The sequence below is a fragment of the Phenylobacterium sp. genome (assembly GCF_044358365.1).
Lineage (GTDB): Bacteria > Pseudomonadota > Alphaproteobacteria > Caulobacterales > Caulobacteraceae > Phenylobacterium.
Map to the genome: position 1 here is coordinate 39,305 of NZ_JBIKNZ010000016.1, position 19,585 is coordinate 58,889.

At 67.5% G+C, this 19,585-nt stretch carries 19 protein-coding genes and 2 pseudogenes; 14 read left to right on the forward strand and 7 right to left on the reverse strand.

Annotated elements, in window-relative coordinates; translation table 11 throughout:
- Positions 1–139 precede the first annotated feature (139 nt).
- The 3 genes from ACIQ3B_RS06650 to ACIQ3B_RS06660 all read left to right on the forward strand — a co-directional run bounded on the left by ACIQ3B_RS06650 (position 140) and on the right by ACIQ3B_RS06660 (position 3,993).
- Positions 140–1,345, forward strand: coding sequence for an acyl-CoA dehydrogenase family protein (locus tag ACIQ3B_RS06650; protein WP_397400860.1), 1,206 nt, complete (start codon positions 140–142; stop codon positions 1,343–1,345).
- A gap of 148 nt (positions 1,346–1,493) precedes the next feature.
- On the forward strand, positions 1,494–2,696 hold the full coding sequence (locus ACIQ3B_RS06655) for an acyl-CoA dehydrogenase family protein (RefSeq protein ID WP_397400862.1): 1,203 nt from the start codon (positions 1,494–1,496) through the stop codon (positions 2,694–2,696).
- A 199-nt stretch (positions 2,697–2,895) separates the two neighbouring features.
- The gene (locus ACIQ3B_RS06660; protein WP_397400864.1) at positions 2,896–3,993 is read left to right on the forward strand and encodes an acyl-CoA dehydrogenase family protein; all 1,098 of its coding nucleotides are present in this window, start codon (positions 2,896–2,898) and stop codon (positions 3,991–3,993) included.
- Between the two features lie 179 nt (positions 3,994–4,172).
- On the opposite strand, the gene ACIQ3B_RS06665 is transcribed toward ACIQ3B_RS06660, so the two are convergent.
- On the reverse strand, positions 4,173–4,598 hold the full coding sequence (locus ACIQ3B_RS06665) for an endonuclease domain-containing protein (RefSeq protein WP_397400866.1): 426 nt from the start codon (positions 4,596–4,598) through the stop codon (positions 4,173–4,175).
- 239 nt (positions 4,599–4,837) lie between these two features.
- On the opposite strand from ACIQ3B_RS06665, the gene ACIQ3B_RS06670 reads away from it, so the two are divergent.
- From ACIQ3B_RS06670 to ACIQ3B_RS06680, 3 genes are all read left to right on the forward strand, one after another.
- Positions 4,838–5,467 carry a hypothetical protein gene (locus ACIQ3B_RS06670; protein ID WP_397400868.1) on the forward strand — a complete coding sequence of 210 codons (630 nt, stop codon included), beginning with the start codon at positions 4,838–4,840 and terminating at the stop codon, positions 5,465–5,467.
- 86 nt (positions 5,468–5,553) lie between these two features.
- Entirely contained in the window at positions 5,554–7,242 is a 1,689-nt protein-coding gene (locus tag ACIQ3B_RS06675) for a carboxylesterase/lipase family protein (RefSeq protein WP_397400869.1), read from the forward strand.
- A gap of 290 nt (positions 7,243–7,532) precedes the next feature.
- On the forward strand, positions 7,533–8,180 hold the full coding sequence (locus ACIQ3B_RS06680) for an alpha/beta hydrolase (RefSeq protein ID WP_397400871.1): 648 nt from the start codon (positions 7,533–7,535) through the stop codon (positions 8,178–8,180).
- 60 nt (positions 8,181–8,240) lie between these two features.
- Here ACIQ3B_RS06680 and ACIQ3B_RS06685 read toward each other — a convergent pair whose 3' ends face one another.
- The 4 genes from ACIQ3B_RS06685 to ACIQ3B_RS06700 all read right to left on the reverse strand — a co-directional run bounded on the left by ACIQ3B_RS06685 (position 8,241) and on the right by ACIQ3B_RS06700 (position 11,152).
- Positions 8,241–9,224: an NADP-dependent oxidoreductase gene (locus ACIQ3B_RS06685; protein ID WP_397400873.1), complete on the reverse strand. Its 984-nt coding sequence runs from the start codon at positions 9,222–9,224 to the stop codon at positions 8,241–8,243.
- Positions 9,225–9,468: 244 nt separating this feature from the next.
- Entirely contained in the window at positions 9,469–9,819 is a 351-nt protein-coding gene (locus ACIQ3B_RS06690; RefSeq protein ID WP_397400875.1) for an endonuclease domain-containing protein, read from the reverse strand.
- 106 nt (positions 9,820–9,925) lie between these two features.
- Complete coding sequence (locus tag ACIQ3B_RS06695) at positions 9,926–10,465, reverse strand: GNAT family N-acetyltransferase (protein ID WP_397400877.1); 540 nt, start codon at positions 10,463–10,465, stop codon at positions 9,926–9,928.
- 3 nt (positions 10,466–10,468) lie between these two features.
- Positions 10,469–11,152, reverse strand: a complete 684-nt coding sequence (locus ACIQ3B_RS06700; RefSeq protein WP_397400879.1) for a protein tyrosine phosphatase — start codon at positions 11,150–11,152, stop codon at positions 10,469–10,471.
- Positions 11,153–11,235: 83 nt separating this feature from the next.
- Here ACIQ3B_RS06700 and ACIQ3B_RS06705 point away from each other — a divergent pair, with 83 nt between their 5' ends.
- From ACIQ3B_RS06705 to lpxK, 5 genes and pseudogenes are all read left to right on the forward strand, one after another.
- Entirely contained in the window at positions 11,236–13,026 is a 1,791-nt protein-coding gene (locus tag ACIQ3B_RS06705) for an ABC transporter ATP-binding protein (protein ID WP_397400881.1), read from the forward strand.
- Entirely contained in the window at positions 13,023–13,730 is a 708-nt protein-coding gene (locus tag ACIQ3B_RS06710; protein WP_397400883.1) for a lysophospholipid acyltransferase family protein, read from the forward strand. The genes ACIQ3B_RS06705 and ACIQ3B_RS06710 overlap by 4 nt, the downstream gene beginning before the upstream one ends.
- Positions 13,731–13,762: 32 nt before the next feature.
- Entirely contained in the window at positions 13,763–14,716 is a 954-nt protein-coding gene (locus tag ACIQ3B_RS06715) for a cation diffusion facilitator family transporter (protein WP_397400885.1), read from the forward strand.
- Positions 14,713–15,954, forward strand: a complete 1,242-nt coding sequence (locus ACIQ3B_RS06720; protein ID WP_397400887.1) for a 3-deoxy-D-manno-octulosonic acid transferase — start codon at positions 14,713–14,715, stop codon at positions 15,952–15,954. The genes ACIQ3B_RS06715 and ACIQ3B_RS06720 overlap by 4 nt, the downstream gene beginning before the upstream one ends.
- Positions 15,951–16,928, forward strand: a pseudogene (lpxK, locus tag ACIQ3B_RS06725) (tetraacyldisaccharide 4'-kinase); the annotation flags it as partial. The gene ACIQ3B_RS06720 and the pseudogene lpxK, both read left to right, overlap by 4 nt.
- Positions 16,929–17,152: 224 nt before the next feature.
- Here lpxK and ACIQ3B_RS06730 read toward each other — a convergent pair.
- Positions 17,153–18,235 (reverse strand): phosphotransferase family protein, encoded by a 1,083-nt coding sequence (locus tag ACIQ3B_RS06730; protein ID WP_397400889.1) that lies wholly within the window; start codon positions 18,233–18,235, stop codon positions 17,153–17,155.
- 69 nt (positions 18,236–18,304) lie between these two features.
- Here ACIQ3B_RS06730 and ACIQ3B_RS06735 point away from each other — a divergent pair, with 69 nt between their 5' ends.
- Genes ACIQ3B_RS06735 through ACIQ3B_RS06745 form a run of 3 tightly spaced genes read left to right on the forward strand, consistent with a single transcriptional unit; the run spans position 18,305 to position 19,312 of the window.
- Positions 18,305–18,739 (forward strand): SRPBCC domain-containing protein, encoded by a 435-nt coding sequence (locus tag ACIQ3B_RS06735; RefSeq protein ID WP_397400891.1) that lies wholly within the window; start codon positions 18,305–18,307, stop codon positions 18,737–18,739.
- A gap of 50 nt (positions 18,740–18,789) precedes the next feature.
- Positions 18,790–19,038: a BrnT family toxin gene (locus ACIQ3B_RS06740; protein WP_397400893.1), complete on the forward strand. Its 249-nt coding sequence runs from the start codon at positions 18,790–18,792 to the stop codon at positions 19,036–19,038.
- Positions 19,028–19,312 carry a BrnA antitoxin family protein gene (locus tag ACIQ3B_RS06745; protein WP_397400894.1) on the forward strand — a complete coding sequence of 95 codons (285 nt, stop codon included), beginning with the start codon at positions 19,028–19,030 and terminating at the stop codon, positions 19,310–19,312. Before ACIQ3B_RS06740 ends, ACIQ3B_RS06745 begins: the two co-directional genes overlap by 11 nt.
- Before the next feature lie 149 nt (positions 19,313–19,461).
- Here ACIQ3B_RS06745 and ACIQ3B_RS06750 read toward each other — a convergent pair.
- Positions 19,462–19,585, reverse strand: a pseudogene (locus ACIQ3B_RS06750) (IS481 family transposase); the annotation flags it as partial.

A 19,585-nucleotide genomic window follows, 5' to 3' on the forward strand; every position in this document is an offset into this window, starting at 1 on the left:
CCCGAATAGGGCGGGGTGGAGGGGACAGGCGGCAAGCGTCGATTGAGCGGCTTGCCCCCTCCACCACTCGCTCTCCGGCGAGCGGTCCCCCTCCCGCCGCTTCGCGGGGGAGGTGAAAGGGCTCAGGGAGGAACTTGAGATGGCAGATTTCGGCAGTACCCTCGAGGCGTTCAGGACGGACGTTCGCGAATGGCTGATGGCCAACTTTCCGGCGTCCCTCAAGGGCGCCACGGGCGGTGGCGAGCGGCTGGAAGCGCTGAGCCCCGAGCGGGACGCCTGGCGCAAGGCGATGGGCGAAAAGGGCTGGGGCACACCTACCTGGCCCCGGGCCTATGGCGGCGGCGGCCTCAGCCGCGAGGAAGCCAAGGTGCTGGCCCAGGAGATGGCCGCCATCGGCGCCTACAACCCGATCGGCGGCATGGGCGTCATCATGTTCGGCCCGACCCTGCTGGAGTACGGCACCGAGGCCCAGAAGCACGCATACATCCCGGCCATCGTGAAGGGTGAGAAGATGTGGTGCCAGGGGTTCTCCGAACCCGGCGCCGGATCAGACCTGGCGTCCTTGCAGACCAAGGCCGTCGACATGGGCGACCACTACATTGTGGACGGCAGCAAAATCTGGACGAGCGGCGCCGACAAGGCCGACTGGTGCTTCTGCCTGGTACGTACCGATACGTCCAAGAAGCATGAGGGGATCAGCTTCCTGCTGATCGATATGGCTGGCGGCGGCGTTGAGCCGCGGCCGATCCGGCTGATCAATGATACGGCGCCCTTCTGCGAGACCTTCTTCACGGATGTGAAGGTGCCCAAGGCCAACCTGATGGGGCCGCTGAACGGTGGCTGGACGATCGCCAAGCGACTGTTGCAGCACGAGCGGGAGGGCATTTCCGGCGCGGGCGGCGGTCCCGGTCCCGGCGCCGTGCCCGGACCGCCGCTGAAGGATCTGGCCAAGGCCTATGTGGGCGTCGATGACAGCGGCAGGCTGACCGACGTGGACCTGCGCCGGCGGATTACCGAACACCTGATGGAGGAACGCGCCTTCCAGCTCACCGGGCGGCGGGCGGCAGAGGAAAATCGCGGCAACTCCGGCCCCAATGCGGCCTCGTCGGTGCTGAAGAACGTGGGCTCCAAGGTGCGCCAGGACAAGGCCGAGCTGTCGGTCGAGGTGCTGGGCCATCAGGGCCTGGGCTGGGACGGCGCCGGATTTACCGACGACGAGACCGGCACGATCAAGGCCATGCTGCGCACCAAGAGCGGCACCATTGCGGGCGGCTCCTGGGAAGTGCAGTTGAACATTATCTCAAAGCGGATTCTCGGACTGCCCGAGGTGACGCAGGCACGGTAGACTACCACAGCGCTCGTCATGGCCGGGCTTGACCCGGCCACCCATGCTCCCGGACGTTCCGGCTTGTGGGCGGCAAGGTCAGCATGGGTCCCCGGGTCAGGCCCGGGGATGACGATCAGGAATTTGGGTTCAAAGAGGACGAAGACAGATGGCGGATTTTGGCGGAACTGACCTCGAGGCCTTCCGGGGCGAGGTAAGGACCTGGGTCGAGGCGAATTTCCCCGCCGCGCTCAAAGGCAAGAACCCGATGCAGGTGGAGGAGCGCAACACGCCCACACCCGACATGGAAGCCTGGCGCAAGGCGGTGGGCTCCAAGGGCTGGGGCACCCCCACCTGGCCGAAGGAATATGGCGGCGGCGGACTGAGCTCGGCGGAAGCGCGGGTGGTGCAGGGCGAGTTCGCCCGGGCGCGGGCCTACAACCCGATCGGCGGCATGGGCGTGATGATGTTCGGCCCCACCCTGCTGGAGTACGGCACCGAGGCGCAGAAGCAGGAGCACATCCCGCCGATCTGCCGCGGCGAAATCGCCTGGTGCCAGGGCTTCTCCGAGCCGGGCGCCGGTTCGGACCTTGCAGGTCTTCAGACGAAAGCCGAAGATAAAGGCGACCACTTCGTCATCAACGGTCAGAAAATCTGGACGAGCGGCGCGCAATGGGCCGACTGGTGCTTCTGTCTGGTGCGGACGGATACTTCGAAGAAGCACGAAGGCATCTCGTTCGTACTGTTCACCATGCATCAGAAGGGTGTTGAAACCCGTCCGATTCCTTTGATCGCGGGATCTTCACCTTTCTGCGAAGTGTTCCTGACTGACGCCATTGCCGAAAAGAAGAACCTGGTCGGACCGCTGAACGGCGGCTGGACCATCGCCAAGCGGCTGCTGCAGCACGAGCGTTCGGGCCTCACCGGCGCCGGCGGCGGGCTGGGCTCGGGCGGCAAGCCCATCGAGCAGCTGGCCAAGGAATATGTGGGCGTCGACGAGGAAGGCCGGATCGCCGACAGCGATCTGCGTACCCGCCTGATCAACAATGTGATGAACATGCGCGCGTTCCAGCAGACCGCTGTGCGCGCCATGGTCGAGGCGCGCGGCAACGCCAGCCCCGGCAACACCACCTCGATCATGAAGAACGCCGGCACCTCCCTGATCCAGGAGCGTCACGAGATGGCGCTGGAGATCATGGGCCATCAGGGCCTGGGCTGGGAGGGCGACGACTTCTCGGCTGAGGAACTGGGCGCGGTGCGCGGCTGGCTGTTCGGCAAGGCCTTCACCATCTTCGGCGGCTCGTCCGAGGTGCAGTCGAATATCGTCAGCAAGCGCATTCTGGGCTTGCCGGACCTTACGCAAAGCAAGTGATGTGCGAACGCAGCGCCCCCTCCACCACTTCGTGGTCCCCCTCCCCCGCTGCGCAGGGGAGGTACGCGCGACGAACCTTCCCCGTTCAAGGGGCAGGGGCACCCGAAGGGTGGAGGGGGCGTTGACGCCGCACCCGCTCTCCATCTGAAATCCCGATCACCAACGTCACGACAAGAAATTCACGAAGGAAACAACAACTATGGCCGTTCTGACTGAAGAACAGAGCATGCTGCGCGACGCAGCCAAGAGCTGGGTGCAGGAGAAGTCCCCGGTCACCGCCTTCCGCAAGATGCGCGATAGCGGCGCCGAGCTGGGCTATGACGTCGCCGCCTGGAACGAGATGGCGGAAATGGGCTGGGCCGGGGTGATCATCCCCGAGGAATACGGCGGCTCAGACTTCGGCTACCTCAGCCTGGGTCTGGTGCTGGAAGAAACCGGCCGCACGCTCACCGCCTCGCCGCTGCTGGCCAGCGCGCTGGGCGGCGCCTCGGCGATCATCCTGGGCGGCTCCGACGCGCAGAAGTCGGCCTGGCTGTCCAAGATCGCGGAAGGCGCGGCCATCGCCACCCTGGCGGTCGATGAAGGCCCGCACCATCGCCCCGACAAGGTGGCGACCACCGTCTCGGGCGGCAAACTCTCGGGCAAGAAGTCCTTCGTGTTGGAAGGCATGGCGGCCAATGTGTTCGTGGTCTCGGCCATCTCGGGCGGCGCCGTCGAACTCTATCTGGTGGCCGCTGACGCCCCCGGCGTGACGCGCACCAAGCTGAACCTGGCCGACAGCCGCGGCGCGGCCAACGTCAGCTTCGACAACGTCGCCGTCTCGGACGCCGACAAGCTGACGGGCGGCGCGGCCCTGCTGGAAAAGACCCTGGACCGCGCGCGGGCCGGCATCTCCGCAGAAATGCTGGGCGCCGCCGTGCAGGCCTTTGAAGTGACGCTGGACTATCTGAAGACCCGCGTTCAGTTCGGCCAGGTGATCGGTTCCTTCCAGGCCCTGCAGCACCGCGCGGCCAAGATGTTCACCGAGCTGGAACTGAGCCGCTCGGCGGTGGAAGCCGCACTGAGCGCCATCGACAACGACGCCCCGGACGTGCCGGAGCTAGTGTCGCTGGCCAAGGCCAAGATGGGCGACACGTTCCACCTGGTGAGCAACGAGATGGTGCAGATGCACGGCGGCATCGGCATGACCGATGCGCATGACGCGGGCTTCTACCTGAAGCGCGCCCGCGCGGCGGAAGCGGCGTTTGGGAACCAGGCGTTCCACCGCGACCGGTATGCGCGGATCCAGGGGTATTGATCAGCCGCTGATTACGTTTTGAGTTCGGGAAGCCCCGTCGGTGAGAACCGGCGGGGCTTTTCGTTGGGGTGATGGGCCGTGCAAGCGGCCTGCCCCCACCACCGCCCGCTCCCGCCGCTTTGCGGGGGAAAGGTAGAGGCGGATGGCCAGGTGCGCCGCCCTCACCTACCCTTGAATCCTTACCTCCCCCGCGAAGCGGCGGGAGGGGGACCGCGCCCCGTAGAGGGCGGGGTGGAGGGGGCCGGCCCCGTCCGAAGACGCTCGTCCACGCGCCACAGGATGGCGTACACGACATCGCCCAGCTGGTTGTAGACTTGGGATGCAGGGATGCGCATGACATCGACGCCCTGGGACCTGAGCCAATGATCGCGTGCCTCGTCCCGCGCCTGAGCAGCGTCGTCCCAGTGGGTAGCGCCATCAACCTCCACAGCGAGCCGCGCTGACGGGCAGTAGAAATCTAGAATGACAGAGCCGAAAGGATGCTGGCGGCGGAAGGTAGGCTTGTCGGGGCCGCGCCCACGCAGGCGCGTCCACAGGATGACCTCTGGGTCGCTCATGACCTGTCGCAAGGCCCGGGCGCGGTTAGCGATCAAAGTGCGTCTCATGCGGTGACTGGCGGCCTGCCCCCTCCACCACGCCCTCTTCGGGGCGTGGTCCCCCTCCCGCCGCTTTGCGGGGGAGGTAAGAACTTATAGGGAACATTCGAGACGGGGGAAAGTGGAGGTGCAGACACTTTCCCGAAGCCGCAAGGCGCCGCATTCAACCTTCTCTCCCCCGGAGAAACCAATAGGGAGAGGAAGTGACTACGTCCGGAACTGACGTCGCCGCATGTTGGACTGTCCGGATGTCCACCGAACCACACCCCGCCTGCGACTTGCCGATCCCGCCGATGGACCATGGGTCCGGGTGGAAGGACACCGCCTTCACCTGGGCGATGGGGGAGTTGATCCTGACGCGGATCGGCGCCGGGGAGACGGTGAAGTCGATCACGGCCGATCCTCGGATGCCAGCCTATTGCACGGTGTTCCGGTGGATGCAGGTCGTGCCCGCGTTCGGGGAGGCAGTGGCGCAGGTGCGGGCGCAGCTGGCGGCGAACCGGGTGGCCGAGCGCGATGCGTTGCGGCGATTGCGCGGCCGGCGGCGGCGCGGCGGGCGGCGACCCATGGTGCCGGCGCAGGCGCTGGGACAGTTGCTGAGCGACCTGCGCGACGGGGCGTCGGTGAGCGAGGCCGTGCGGCGGCCGGGGGCGCCGTCATTCAAGGCGCTCTATACGCGGGTGCGCGGATGTCCGGGGTTTCGGGCGGCCTTCATCGACGCCTGCGACTGGCGCGACGGCTGGCTGGCCTTCAACGCCGAGCATCTGGTCCCGGACAAGGTGTGGCTGATGGGCATACAAGCGACGAACGCCGAGATCCGGTCGCTGTTGGCGCGCAAGGGGCGGCTGACGCCGAAACTGTATCGGAAAATGGGGTAGGCCGGGGCGTTGCGCGCGGCCTCAGGCGGCCTCATAGATCGCCCGAATGTTCCGGGATTCGGGACGCGTCTTTCTGGGGAAACGGCATGCGCCACCTGACATCGAAAATTTCCGCGAGCCTGGCCGCGCTGGCAGTCCTGGCGACGACGCCGGCCTTGGCGGCGGACGCGCCGGTGGTGGTGAAGACCGTGAACGGGCCGGTGCAGGCGACCGAGCGCGGGGCGGCGATGCGCAGCTATTTCGGCATTCCGTTTGCGGCCCCGCCAGTGGGCGAGCTGCGCTGGAAGGCGCCCGCGCCGGCGGCGAAGTGGACCGCGCCGATCGCACGCAGCAAGACGGCGGCGGCCTGTCTGCAGACCGGGCCGGACAGCCCGTTCCGGACCCGGGGCGACAATGAGGATTGCCTCTATCTGGACGTCCATACGCCCACCGGCAAAGGCCCGTTCCCGGTGATGGTGTGGATCCACGGCGGGGCTTTCACCACCGGCGACGCCTCGACCTATGCCCAGGCTGAGCCGCTGGTGGGCAAGGGCGTGATCGTGGTGGCGATCCACTACCGGCTGGGGGCCATGGGCTTCCTGGCGCATCCGGCGCTGCGCGATGCGGGGGGCAGCGCGGGCAACTACGGGATGATGGATCAGCAGGCGGCGCTGCGCTGGGTGCGGGAGAATATCAGCCGGTTTGGCGGTGATGCGAAGAACGTGACGATCTTTGGCGAATCTGCAGGCGGCATGAGCGTGCTGACGCTGCTGGCCTCGCCGCTGTCAAAGGGACTGTTCGACAAGGCCATCATCCAGAGCGGCGCCTATGGGGTGTCGGGCCAGTTGACCCAGGCGCAACTGGAGGCCAAGAGCACGACGGCGCTGGAGACGGCGATGGCGGGCGCTGATCCGGGCGCGGCCTGCGCCGGCGGCGCGGTGACGGCGGCCTGCCTGCGCGGCCTGCCCGACACGGTGGTGCGCGGCAAGCTGATGAGCGCGTTCGAACGGGCCACCGGCGGGGTGATCCCTTCGATTGACGGCAAGGTGCTGACCCGGTCCATCAAGGCGACGTTCGCGGCCGGCGCCAACAACAAGGTCCCGGTGATCAACGGATCCAACGAAGACGAGAACCTGCTGTTCCTGGCCCTGGCCGAGTTGGGCGCGCGTTTTGCGGCCAAGCCGCCCAACTTCAATCCCGCCGACCGCTCCTTCCTGATGACGGCCGAGGGCTTCAACAAGGGCGCGGAGGCGATGGCCAGTCAGACCGGCGTCTCGGTCAGCGACCTGGCGGGATACTATCCACTGAGCCGACACGGCGACGATGTCGGGCTGCAGCCCAGCCGCGCGGCGGCGGCGGCGGGCACCGACAGCACCTTCTCGTGCAACGGCGTGAACGTGTCAGCGCGCATCGCCGCGCAGGGTGCGCCGATCTGGATGTATGAGTTCCGCGACCAGACCGCGCTACCGCTGTTCGGCGTATTCGGCGGCAAATATGCGCTGAGCCTGCCACAGGGCGCGGCGCATGCGTTCGAGTTGCCCTATCTGTTCGGCATGGCCAGCGCGGCCCAGAACGCCGAACAGACCGCGCTGAAGACGACCATGTCGACCTACTGGACCAACTTCGCGAAGACCGGCAACCCCAACGGCGCGGGCGCCCCGGCCTGGGCAGGATTCAAGGGCGGGACGGTCCAGGCGCTGGACGTAGCCTCGGGCGGCGGGGTGACGGCGATGACGGCTGACGCCTTCCGCGACCAGCACCTGTGCAAGACGGCCTGGGCGAAGCAGACGTTCTGAGGGCCTGCTTCAGCGCGTAGCTGACGGTGGTGACCACGGCGATCATGGTGTCCTCGAGGGGGTCAGACCGTCTGCACCGGATGGCCGAGCGCCAAGCAGGCCTGATGGAGGCGTCGATCGAGGGTGAGCATGGCAGCGCCCTGGCCAGTCGCGATGGCGAGGTGCAGGGCGTCGCCGGCGCGTAGCGCCAGGTCGTGACGATCAGCAAGGCAGGCGCGCTATCGAAGCTGGTGTATGTAAGTCGCCAATAGCAGAGCGAGGACCGGACATTGACGATGCTTGAAGGGCCAATGCGCCTGCCCGCTTCCGGCGGGGCGCCGCAGTCGATGGTGATCTTTCTGCACGGCTATGGGTCGAACGGCGACGACCTGATCGGCCTGGCCGAGTACTGGCGCGGCGCGTTGCCGGACACGGTGTTCCTGTCGCCCAACGCGCCGGAAATCTGCCCGGGCGCGCCGGATGGCTATCAGTGGTGGGGCCTGAGTAATCTGACACCGGGAGGCCGGGCGGCGGGTGTGCGCAAGCCGGCGGCGGGACTGAACGCCTTCATCGACGCGAAACTGGCCGAGTTTGGGCTGGATGAGGCCCGGATGGCGCTGGTGGGGTTCAGCCAGGGCACGATGATGGCCCTGCATGTGGGGCCGCGCCGGGCGCAGGCGCTGGCCGGGATCGTGGGCTTCTCGGGCATGCTGGCCGACCCCGACGAACTGACGGTCGAGGTTGTCACCCGGCCACCGGTGCTGCTGATCCACGGCGACGCCGATGAGGTGCTGCCGGTGGCCTCGCTGGCCAGGGCCAAACAAGGGCTGGAAGCCGCCGGCCTGGATGTGGTGACCCACGTCTCGCCGAGACTGGGGCACAGCATCGACGAGATGGGACTTAGGCTGGGCGCGACATTCCTGGCACACCGACTTTCGAGGCCGGTGGCTGGAACCTGACGCCTGGAGCGCAATCCACTCGCTCTGACCTCCCCTATCACCGCTCATCCCGGCTAAGCGTTACTCCGAAACGCGGATCAGCATCTTGCCGCTGTTGAGGCCGGAGAAGAGGCCGATCAGGCCCTCGGGCGCGCGCTCGAAGCCGTCCAGGATCGTCTCCTGATATTTGATGCGGCCATCCTTCAGCCAGCCGGTCATGTCGCTGACGAAGGCCGCCTGCAGGTGCGGGAAGTCGCTGGCCACGAAGCCTTCCATGCGGATCCGGCTGTAGATCATGGTCGAGAGGTTGCGCACGCCCTCGCCGCCGCCGTTGTAGGTGGAGATCATGCCGCAGACGGCGACGCGCCCGCGCTGGTTCATGCGAGGCAGGACGGCGTCCAGATGACCGCCGCCGACGTTCTCGAAATAGACGTCGATACCCTTGGGCATGGCCTCCCGCAGGACCTTGGTGAGCGGGGTGGTCTTGTAGTTGACGACGGCGTCGAGGCCGACCTCGTCGCGCAGCCAGGCGGCCTTGTCGTCGGCGCCCGTAGAGCCGCCGACATAGCAACCCTTGATCTTGGCGATCTGGGCCACGACAGACCCTACCGCGCCGCCCGCGGTGGAGACGAACACCTGCTCGCCGTCCTTCAGCGCACCGGTTTCCAGCAGGCCGCCATAGGCCGTGATACCGGTGCCGCCGAGCGCATGCATGTAGACGCTGAGCGACAGCGCCGGGTCGGTGGTCAGCACCTGCAGACCCTTGCCGTCGGAATTGAAGCGCTCCTGCATGCCGGCGCCGTGGCGGACCAGATCGCCTGCCTTGAAGCGGGAGTTGCGCGACTGGACGATCCGGCCGATGCCGCCGCCCAGCATGGGGGCGTCCAGCGGCTGGTCAGCGGTGAGGCGGGGTCGCATGTAGGGGTCCACCGACATCAGCACGTTCTGTACCTGGACCTCACCCTCGGCGGCATCCGGGGTGTCGACCTCGACCACGGCGAAGTCCTCAACGACGGGAACGCCGGAGGGACGGCGGACGAGGTGGATCTGGCGGCTGGCGGTCATGTGTCGAGGCTCCCAAGAGGGCGCGTTAGGCCGCGCCTGATGTGTTCGCGGCAGGTGTAGCGAGAATGCGACGCCGGTGCGAGGTCTCGCAGGTCTTCTTTTCCCGGTGAAGGTGCGACTCAGGAAGTACTTCCTGCAGATGGCAAGGCCGTGCTGATCGTCTGTTTTCGGAGGCCGCCTTTCCCTTCTCCCCTTGTGGGAGAAGGTGGCCGCCGAAGGCGGTCGGATGAGGGGTCGCACAGGCCTATGGCTGGGGTGGCGGCGCTCCGACGACCTCGAGAATGCGCCCAATGACCTGCCAGTCCCTCAGCTGAATCTCGGTGTTCGGGAAGCGCAAGACGCGGAAGCCCTCGGCTGCCAGCCAAGCATCTCGAACAGCATCTTGTGTCGGATCGTGAAACGGGCCATCCGCCTCGATCACCAGCCGGTGTCGCAGGCAGACAAAATCCAGAACGTAGGGGCCGAGCGGAAACTGTCGCCGGAACTTCAGTCCTTCCAGCTTTCGATCCCGCAGCAGCTTCCACAGCATGCGTTCGGTCTCCGACGCCCGGCGGCGCAGAGCGCGGGCCTGAGGAACGGTCGTGGGGCGAGCCATGGCCCAGGGTGACCTATCCTGACCCGATTTTCGACCCCTCATCCGTCAGGCTTCGCCTGCCACCTTCTCCCACAAGGGGCGAAGGGAAAGGGCTGCGTCGCCGAATTCAGGGCGCGCGCAGATAGATTCTGCGCATGACGATCTGACCGTCTTGAGCTTCGTCTTCGATCAGGCCGTTATCGATGAATCCATTTGCTTCCGCAGTCCGGCGTGACGCCAGGTTATCGGCATCAATGCGCGCCTCAAGACGCGTGAGCTCTGGATCCTCAGCGGCGACGGTGCAGAGAAGTGCAAGCGCGCGGGCGCCGTATCCCAACCGACGAAACGCCGGATATATCCAGTAGGAGACCGCTGCGCCGCCCGCCGCGAGGCGCCGGATCTTGCAGCCACCCGCGAGCTGGTTCGACGGCCCGCGCACGGCGTAGACTATCGTCGGGCCATCTTCCCGATGCGTCGCCATCCATCCGGCAAACACCTCCCGAGCGCGCTCCAGTGTGGCCGGAAAATCGGGGTCCGGCGACTCGAACCGCAGGCGGATTTCGCGGTCCTCGCCAGCAACATGCGCCTCCGCGTCGGCGACAGTCGGGGCGTCCAGTCGGATCACGCCGTCCATCAGCGTTGGAGGAGGGTTCAGAAACGGGCCCATCGGTCACTCTCTCCGCAGCACGCTTTCGGTCAGGAGGTTGCCCCACATGTTGGTGCGGAACTCGGCCTTCATGGCGGCGGGGTCGTAGAGGGGGCTTTCGACCCACTCGAGGAACGTCATTCCCGCCGGTTCGCCTTCGGTCAGGTATCTGGCGAAGGTATAGTCGAGCACCCCGGTCTTGCCGTGGCGGATGTGAAGGTAGCGGAACGAGAGCTGGTCCATCGCCTCGCGGATCGGCAGGCCTTTGCGAAAGTGCATGTAGAGCACGCTCATGATGCCCGCCCGGTCCGCGCCGGACTTGCAGTGCATGAAGGCCGGATATTCCAGCGTCTCGAACAAGGCTTTCGCGCCCAGCACACGCTCGCGTGACGGGACCTCGCGTGAGGTGATGGTGAAATCGACGAGGTTGAGGCCCAGACGCTGGCAGGCGTCCTTTTCGAGGGCGTGGAAACTGGCGTCGAAGCCGCCGCGCAGGTTGACGACGGTCCTGATCCCGCGCGCCTTCCAGTCGGCCAGCTGGTGAGGCCAGGGCTGGTTGGCGCGGACCAGTTCTTCCGAGATCCAGTGGGCGTTGGAGAAGCCCAGCCGGAGATAGGCATGGTCATTCCACAGATAGTCGGCCACCGCCTGCGCCCGGCCCAGGGGAGAGGTCAGGTTGAAACGAGGGCTGGAGGATGCATCCGTCATCTCACCGGCTTTAAGGTGATCGCGACGTCGGCGGAAGTCCGCGTGAGCTTGACTTCAACGACGCAAAATCCGAACCCAGCGTGATGAGCGAACGCGCCCCGGCCGAGCTTTCTACCCGAGCCCTGATCTCGCGGGTGGCCGGCGTCTATCTGCGGCCGCGCTGGATGGGCTGGACGGGCGCCTTTGTGGCGGCGATCGCGGCGGCGGTGTTCACCACCCTGCTGGTGCAGATCCTGGAGCCGGCCACCAACGATCTGATGGCCAATCCCAAGCCCGGGACCCTGTTGATCCTGCCGCTGACGATTGTGGTCTATGCCATCGCGCGCGCCGCCGCGCAGGTCATTCAGGCGACGCTGGTGAACCGGATCGGCAACGCGGTCGTCGGCGATATCCAGGTGCAGCTGTTCGGGCGGCTGGTGCGGGCGGATCTGGCCCATCTGCGAAGCCGCCACTCCGGCAGCTATGTGTCGTCGGTGCTCTATGACGCAGGGTTGATCCGCGAGGCGGCGACCTCAGGCGTGATCAACTACACGCAGAACCTCCTGATCGTGATCGGGGCCATCAGCGTGATGGTGTCCAACGACCGGCTGATGTCGATCCTGCTGATCGTGGTGGCGCCGCTTGCCACCTGGATCATGCGCCGGTTCGCCAAGCGCACCACGAAGGCCGCAAAAGGCGCCATGGCCGAGACGTCGGCGCTGTCCACCGCGATCATGGAAAGCCTGGACGGCGTACGCGTGGTGAAGCTGGAGAACCGCGAGGCCTATGAGGAGGCGCGGGTCGCGGAGGTGGTGCGGCGGCGCCAGAAGCATCTGACCAAGGGCGCCAACGCCCGCGCCCGGGCCGCGCCGGCCACCGAACTGCTGATGACCATCATCGTGGCGATCGTGATCGGCTATGCCGGCTGGCGGGCCCATCAGGGCGGCATGACCGTGGGCGCCTTCGTGGCCTTCATGGCGGCGCTGGGGGTGGCCTCGCAATCGCTGCGCCAGATCGCCAATCTGCAGACGGTGTTCGCCGAGGGCATGTCGGCGGCGAGACGCCTGTTCTCGGCGCTGGATGTTGAGCCTGAGGTCCGCGAACGCCCCGGCGCGCCCGCGCTGGCGCTGGATCAGGCGACGATCCGGTTCGAGGCCGTGGGCTTTGCCTATGATGACGCCTCGCCCACCTTGAGCGACCTGTCATTCGAGGTCCGGCGCGGGGAAACCGTGGCCCTGGTGGGACCGTCCGGCGGCGGCAAGACCACCATCCTGAACCTGATCCCGCGGTTCTATGACGCCAGTGCGGGTCGGGTGCTGATCGATGGGCAGGATGTGCGCGATGTGGCGCTCGCTTCGCTCCGGGACCAGATCGCCCTGGTGACCCAGGAGCCGTTCCTGTTCGACGACAGCATCCGCGCCAATATCGCCTACGCCAGACCCGCCGCCAGCGACGGCGAGATCGAGGCGGCGGCCCGCGCGGCGGCGGCCCATGACTTCATCGCCGGTCTGGCCCAGGGCTATGCGACCACCGTCGGCGAGGCCGGCGCGCGTCTGTCGGGCGGGCAGCGGCAACGGATCGCCATTGCGCGGGCCTTCCTGAAGAACGCGCCGATCCTGTTGCTCGACGAAGCCACCAGCGCACTGGACACGGAGAGCGAGGCGCAGGTGCAGGCCGCGCTGAAACGTCTGATGGCGGGGCGGACGACCATCCTGATCGCCCATCGACTTTCCACGGTGCGCGGCGCCGACCGGATCTATGTGGTGGACAAGGGGCGGATCGTTGAGACCGGCGACCACGCGAGCCTGGTGAAAAAGCGCGGCCTCTATGCGCGCCTGGCCCGAAGCCAGGATCTGGAGCCGGGGCCGGGGCCGGGGCCGGGGCCGACAGATTGAAGGCGTTCCTGCGCAGCGACGGCGTACAGGCGGTGCTCGGCTGGTTGCTGGGTATCTATATGCGCCTGATCCTGAAGACCGTGCGCTGGCGCCATGAAAACGTCGACTGCGTGGAGCCGGTGCTGGCCGGACCATCCGGGGCCATCGCGCTGTTCTGGCACGGCCGGATCCCGCTGGGCCTGGCGCCCACGCCGCAGTGGGGACGCAAGCGGACCAAGTGCCTGATCTCGCCCTCGGCGGACGGCGAGTTCATCGCCCGAGCGCTGGCCATGTCGGGGTTCGGCGCCATCCGCGCCTCGTCCGCCAAGCCGGGCGACGCGGCCAAGGCGCGGCAGGCGGTGGGCGCGATCCGCGAGGCGGTGGCCTGGGTGAAGGACGGCGGCGCCCTGGTGGTGAGCCCCGACGGGCCGCGCGGGCCGAACGAGGTGATCGCCGCCGGGTCCCTTCAGATCGCCCGGCGGTCGGGCCAACCCGTCTTCCTGATGGGCATCGCCGCCAACCCGGCCTGGCAGAGCCGCAAGAGCTGGGACCGGGTGATGTTCGCCGCACCGTTCGGTCGCGGGGCCGTTGTCTGGGAGGGGCCGCTGGAAGTACCGGCCGATGCGGACGACGCCCTGATCGACACCCTGATCGCGGACTGGTCTGACCGCCTGTCCGCCGCCACCCGACGGGCCGAGGCGCTGGTGGGGCGCCCCGCGCATTGATCCATCCGCCGGTCGGTGAGACACAGGGCGCGATGGCGCACGATCACCACGATCATGATCACCGGCACGACCATGGACATGGCCATGGCAGCGGCCACCATCATCATGCACCCAAAGACATGGGCCGCGCCTTTGCGATTGGCGTGACCCTGAACATAGCCTTCGTCGGGGCCGAGGTCGCCGCAGGCCTCTGGACAGGGTCGCTCGCCCTGCTGGCGGACGCCGGCCACAATCTGTCGGACGTCCTGGCCCTGTTGTTGGCGTGGGGCGCCACGGTGCTGGCGAAGCGGGCGCCGGCCGGGCGTCGCACCTACGGCCTGCGCAAGGCAACGGTCCTGGCGTCGCTGGCCAACGCGGTGATGCTGCTGGTGGCGGTGGGGGTGATCGTCTCGGAAGCGGTGCGCCGGTTCTCGGAGCCTGCCCCGGTTGAAACGTCCATCGTCATGCTGACCGCAGGCCTGGGCGTGCTGATAAACGGTGCGACGGCCCTGCTGTTCATGCGCGGCAGCCAGTCGGACCTCAACGTGCGCGGCGCCTTCCTGCACATGGCGGCCGACGCGGCGGTGTCGCTGGCGGTCGTGGCCGGCGCCGGCGCCATCGCTGTGACCGGCCTGCTCTGGATCGACCCGGCGCTCAGCCTCGGGATCGCCGGCGTGATCGTCTTGGGAACCTGGGGCCTGCTGCGCGATTCCGCCGACATGGCGATGGACGCCGCGCCGCGCGAGATCGACGTCGAGGCCGTGCGCCGCTGGCTGGCGGACCAGCCCGGGGTCGAGGACGTTCACGACCTGCACATCTGGGCGATCAGCACCACCGAGACCGCCTTGACCGCCCACCTGCTGCGCCCCGCAAACACCGACGCCGACGCCTTTCTTCACGCCACCTGCGAAGGACTGGCCAGCCACTTCGGGATCGGACACTCGACGCTGCAGGTCGAGACCGACGCCGCCCACGCCTGCCGCCTCGCGCCCGCCGAGGTGGTGTGAGCACACCCCTGCCTCTGGTCCTGTACGGCGCGGCGATGGCGGCGCTCGAGCCGCTGGCCCCATCGCTGCTGCGCGCCCGAGCCCGGCGGGGCAAGGAGGATCCCGGGCGCCTCTCCGAACGGCTGGGACGCGCCGGTTTGCCCCGGCCGGACGGCGCGCTGGTCTGGCTGCATGGTGTGAGCGTTGGGGAGACCACCTCCCTGCTGCCGCTGGTGGCGGCGCTCAGGACCCGACGGCCCGACCTGACGATCCTGGTGACCTGCGGCACGACGACGGCGGCGGCGTTGCTGGCGCAGCGGTTGCCCGAGGGCGTGCTTCACCAGTTCGCCCCGGTGGACGGGCCGGGCGCGGTGCGACGTTTTCTGGATCACTGGCGGCCGAATGCGGCGGTATTTGTCGAGAGCGAGCTCTGGCCCAACCTGATCCTGGCGGCAAAGGCTCGCGGCGTGCGGCTGGCGTTGCTGTCGGCGCGGATGACGGCGGCCAGCGCCAACGGCTGGTCACAATGGCCGGCCTCGGCGCGGGCTCTGGTCTCGGCCTTTGACCTGATCATGCCCCAGGACGCGGCTACCGATGAACGGCTGAGCCGTCTGGGCGGGACCAACGGCCCCCGCCTTAACCTGAAACTGGTGGGCGAGCCCCTGCCGGCTGATATGGCCGAGCTCGACCGCCTGCGCACTGCGCTCGCCGGTCGCACGGTGGTGCTGGCGGCCAGCACCCATCCGGGGGAAGACGCGTTGATCGCCAACGCCGTGCGCAACGCCGCGCCGGGCGGGGTCCTCATTCTGGCCCCGCGCCATCCCGAGCGGGGACCGGAGATCGCCGCCATGCTGGGGGGCGCCTTGAGAAGCCAGGGGGAAGCGATGGGGCCGGTCTATGTGGCCGACACCCTGGGCGAACTGGGCCTGTTCTTCCGGCTGGCCGACATCGTGGTGATGGGCGGCAGCTTCGTGCCGGGCATCGGCGGGCACAATCCACTGGAGCCGGCGCGGATCGGGCGCCCGATCCTGACGGGCCGGTATGTGTTCAACGCCGCCGACATCTATGCCGAGATGTTCGCCGAGGCAGCCGCCATCGAGGCCGTCAACGGCACGGCCTTGACCCGCCACATCCGGGGCCTGCTGGACAATCCCGTCATCGCCCGGCGGATGGGCGAGGCGGCCCTGGCCTATGCCAACCGCCAGGGCGCGGCGCTGGATCAGGCCCTGGCGCTTCTCGACCCGTTGCTGGCGCCATGAAGCTGTCGACGCCTCGCTGGTGGTACAGCCGCAGCCGGCGGGGCACGGGCGGGGTGGTGCGCCTGCTGCTGACGCCGGTCGGGTGGCTCTGGGCCGCAGTCACCGCGCGCCGGATCGCCCGGGGACGTCCGGTTGATCCCGGCGTGCCGGTGATCTGCGTAGGCAACCTCACGGTGGGTGGAACCGGCAAGACCCCGGTGGTGCGGGAGATCGCCCGGCGACTGGGCGCGGCCGTGCTGTCGCGGGGCTACGGCGGATCAGAACCTGGGCCGTTGAAGGTCGACGCCGCACGGCACTCAAGCGCCGAGGTCGGCGACGAGCCGTTGATGCTGGCCCGAGACCTGGCGGTATGGGTGTCGCGCGATCGGGCCGCCGGGGCCATAGCCGCCGCGCAGGACGGCGCCCGGATCATCGTGATGGATGACGGGCACCAGAATCCCTCGGTGAAAAAGACACTGTCGCTGATCGTGGTCGATGGCGAGACGCGCGGAGAGGAATGGCCATTCGGCGCGGGCGGGGTGTTTCCGTCCGGTCCCATGCGCGAGCCACTGAAGGCCGGATTGGCGAGGGCCGATGCGGTGGTGCTGCTGTTGCCGGCCGATCTGGCGGAACCGGACCCGGAACTGGTAGGTCTGTTCAGCCCCCTGCCGGTGCTGATTGCGCATCTCGTTCCAGCGTCGCCGCCGCCATCCGGGCCACAGGTGGGGTTCGCCGGCGTCGGCAAGCCGTGGAAGGTGGAACGGGCCTGGCAGGCGGCAGGCTGCGAACTGGCCGACTTCTGGCCCTTCCCGGATCATCAGACCTATGACGAGGCCACCCTGCGCCGCCTGGCCGAACGGGCGGTGCAGTTCGACGCCGGACTGGTGACCACGGAAAAAGACTGGGCGCGCCTCCCGGCTCCGTGGCGCGACCGGGTCAGCGCCTGGCCCGTGCGCGCGGTCTTTGAGGACGAGGCGGCGCTGGAGGGGTTGTTGGCGCCCGTGACCTCCTCTCCCCCGCGACCTCGCATCGCGAGGGCGACGAGAGGGAGAGGGCTGGGAGAGGGCCGGCTGGGCTAACTCGGGTGTGCCGTCGAGGACCCGAAAGTGTCACCGCCGCGCATCCTCGCCTTCCCATCGGCAGATCACATTTTCACGCGCCGGCCCTCTCCTCAATCCTCTCCCTCTCCGCTGCGCGGGAGGAGAGGAGGGCCAGGGCCCTAGCTCGCCCCCGCCTTCTTGGCGTAGGCCCAGCTCATCTCGGCAAGGCCCAGTACGCGCGGCGCCATGTTGGCCGCGTCCGGGTGGCTGGCGGTGCCGTCGCGCACCCGACCGAGAATTCCCTGCAGGATGCCCACCAGCCGGAAGGCATTGTACGAGAAGAACCAGTTGAGGTCCTTGATCCCCGAGCGCCCTGTCAGGGTGCAGTAGTGCTCCACCGCCTCCTCGATCGTCGGAATGCCATGGTCCTTCAGGTCGGGAATCGTCGCGATCGTACCGTTCACCCAGCCCATCAGCACATAGGTGAAATCGGCCATCGGATCGCCCAGGGTGCCAAGCTCCCAGTCCAGCACCGCGGTCACGCGCGATTCGGTGGGGTGGAAGATCATGTTGTCGAGGCGGTAGTCGCCGTGGACCACCGAGGTGCGGTCCTGCGCCGGCAGGCTTTGCGGCAGCCATTCGATCAGGCGTTCCACCTCGGGGATGTGTACAGTCTCGGAGGCCTTGTATTGCTTGGTCCAGCGGTCGACCTGGCGGCCCATGTAGTTGCCGGGCTTGCCGTAGTCGCCAAGGCCCACGGCCTCGTAGTCGGTGTTGTGCAGGTCGGCGAGCGTCTTGATCTTGGCCTTGAAGATCGCGTTGCGCTCGGCGGGTTGGTATTGTGGCAGGCTCTGGTCCCAGAGGATCCGGCCTTCCACCATGTCCATGATGTAGAACCAGGTGCCGATGATGCTGTCGTCGGTGCACAGGCCGTAGGGCTTCGCCACCGGGAAGCCGGTGGGGTAGAGCGCCGAGATCACCTTGAACTCCCGGTCCACGGCATGGGCCGAGGGCAGCAGCTTGCCCGGCGGCTTGCGGCGCAGGACGTATTTCTTGCCCGGGGTGATCAGCTGATAGGTGGGATTGGACTGGCCGCCCTTGAACTGGCGGACCTCCAGCGGACCGGAGAAGCCCTCGACGTTGGCCTGCATCCAGGCAATCAGGGCGGCCTCATCGAAGCGGTGGGTTTCCGCCACATCCTTGGTGCCTGTGTTGGCCTGTTCGCGCGCCTGTTCGGCGGCTACGGCGTCTGCATCGGCCATGGCGTTTCCCTTGCGTGTCGTACGATTGTTTGAACTCTTCTACAGAAGCGCCCTGTTGTGGAGCAAGGCATGGTCGAAGACGTCCTGTCGATCATCGAGATCGCCGCCCCGCGCGAGCAGGTTTGGCAGACGCTGACGCAGCCCTGGCTGGTCAGCCAGTGGATGGGCTGCCTGCGGTTCCGGCCAGCGGCGGGGCATGTGTTCTACCTGCAGCCGGACCGGGCGTTGCGCACGGCGGACGACGTCACCGGCGCCATCGCCTGCCGGATCGAGGTGCTGGATGCGCCGCGGCGCCTGACCTTCAGCTGGGGCGTGCCTGACATTCCCGATACCTGGGTGGAACTGCGTCTGCGCCGGATTCCCGGCGGCACCCACGTGCGCCTGACGCATTCCGGCTGGGACCAGTTCGACGCCTGGGACAGCGAGGACCTGCGCGGCGGCATGGGGCGGGCCTGGCACACGGTGGCGCTGCCGGCGCTTAAGGCGGTGGCGGAGGGCGGGTGAAAGTCGATTGACTTCAAATTAATCGTGGCCACAATAAAGCAGTGGAGATCGTGTTCGATCCGGCCAAGGATGCCCTCAACCTCGCCAAACACGGGGTCTCTTTGGCGGCGTCGGCCGAGTTCGAGATCCACGTCGTGGTTCCGGATGACCGCCGGAACTATGATGAAGACCGGTTCAATGCGTTCGGTTTGTTGGCTGGCCGATTCTATTGCCTGACCTTTACGGTGCGCAACGGCCAGGTGCGGGCGATCAGCCTGCGCCGGGCGCGCGCCAGGGAGTACCGCCGCCATGTCGTTTAAGCACCCGCCCCTGACGCTCGACAGCGCGCCATTCGACGATGACAATCCCGAGTGGACGGCGGACATGTTCGCCCTGGCGAAACCCGCCAAAGCCGTGTTGCCGCCCGAGGTGCTGGCCGCCTTCAAGCGCCCCCGGGGTCGCCCGATCAAGGCGGCGCCAAAAGTCCGCGTTGCTGTGCGCCTCGACCCCGACGTGGTGGCCCACTTCCGCGCGACCGGCCCCGGCTGGCAGACCCGGATCAACGCCGCGCTGGCGGAGCTGGTGAGGAAGTAGGGGGGCACCTAAGAATTCAGGATGATCCCGTCGCTCCCATATGGGTCAGTTTTCCACAAGTGGTCCATTTCCCCACTTAGCTCCCTTAGGAGCAGGGCCAGCGCCGGCCTCGAAGATCGGAAGCTCGGATTGAACGCTCAAATTCGGCCCTAGGTGTTCAGTCCCGAGGTCAAGTGGACCGGATCGAGCCGGAAGCGGTGGGGTTCGTTGGCCCAAGCTGTACAGATGGCTTCGTAGGGTGTGAGGCCGCGTAAGGTCTTCAGCCGCCTGGCG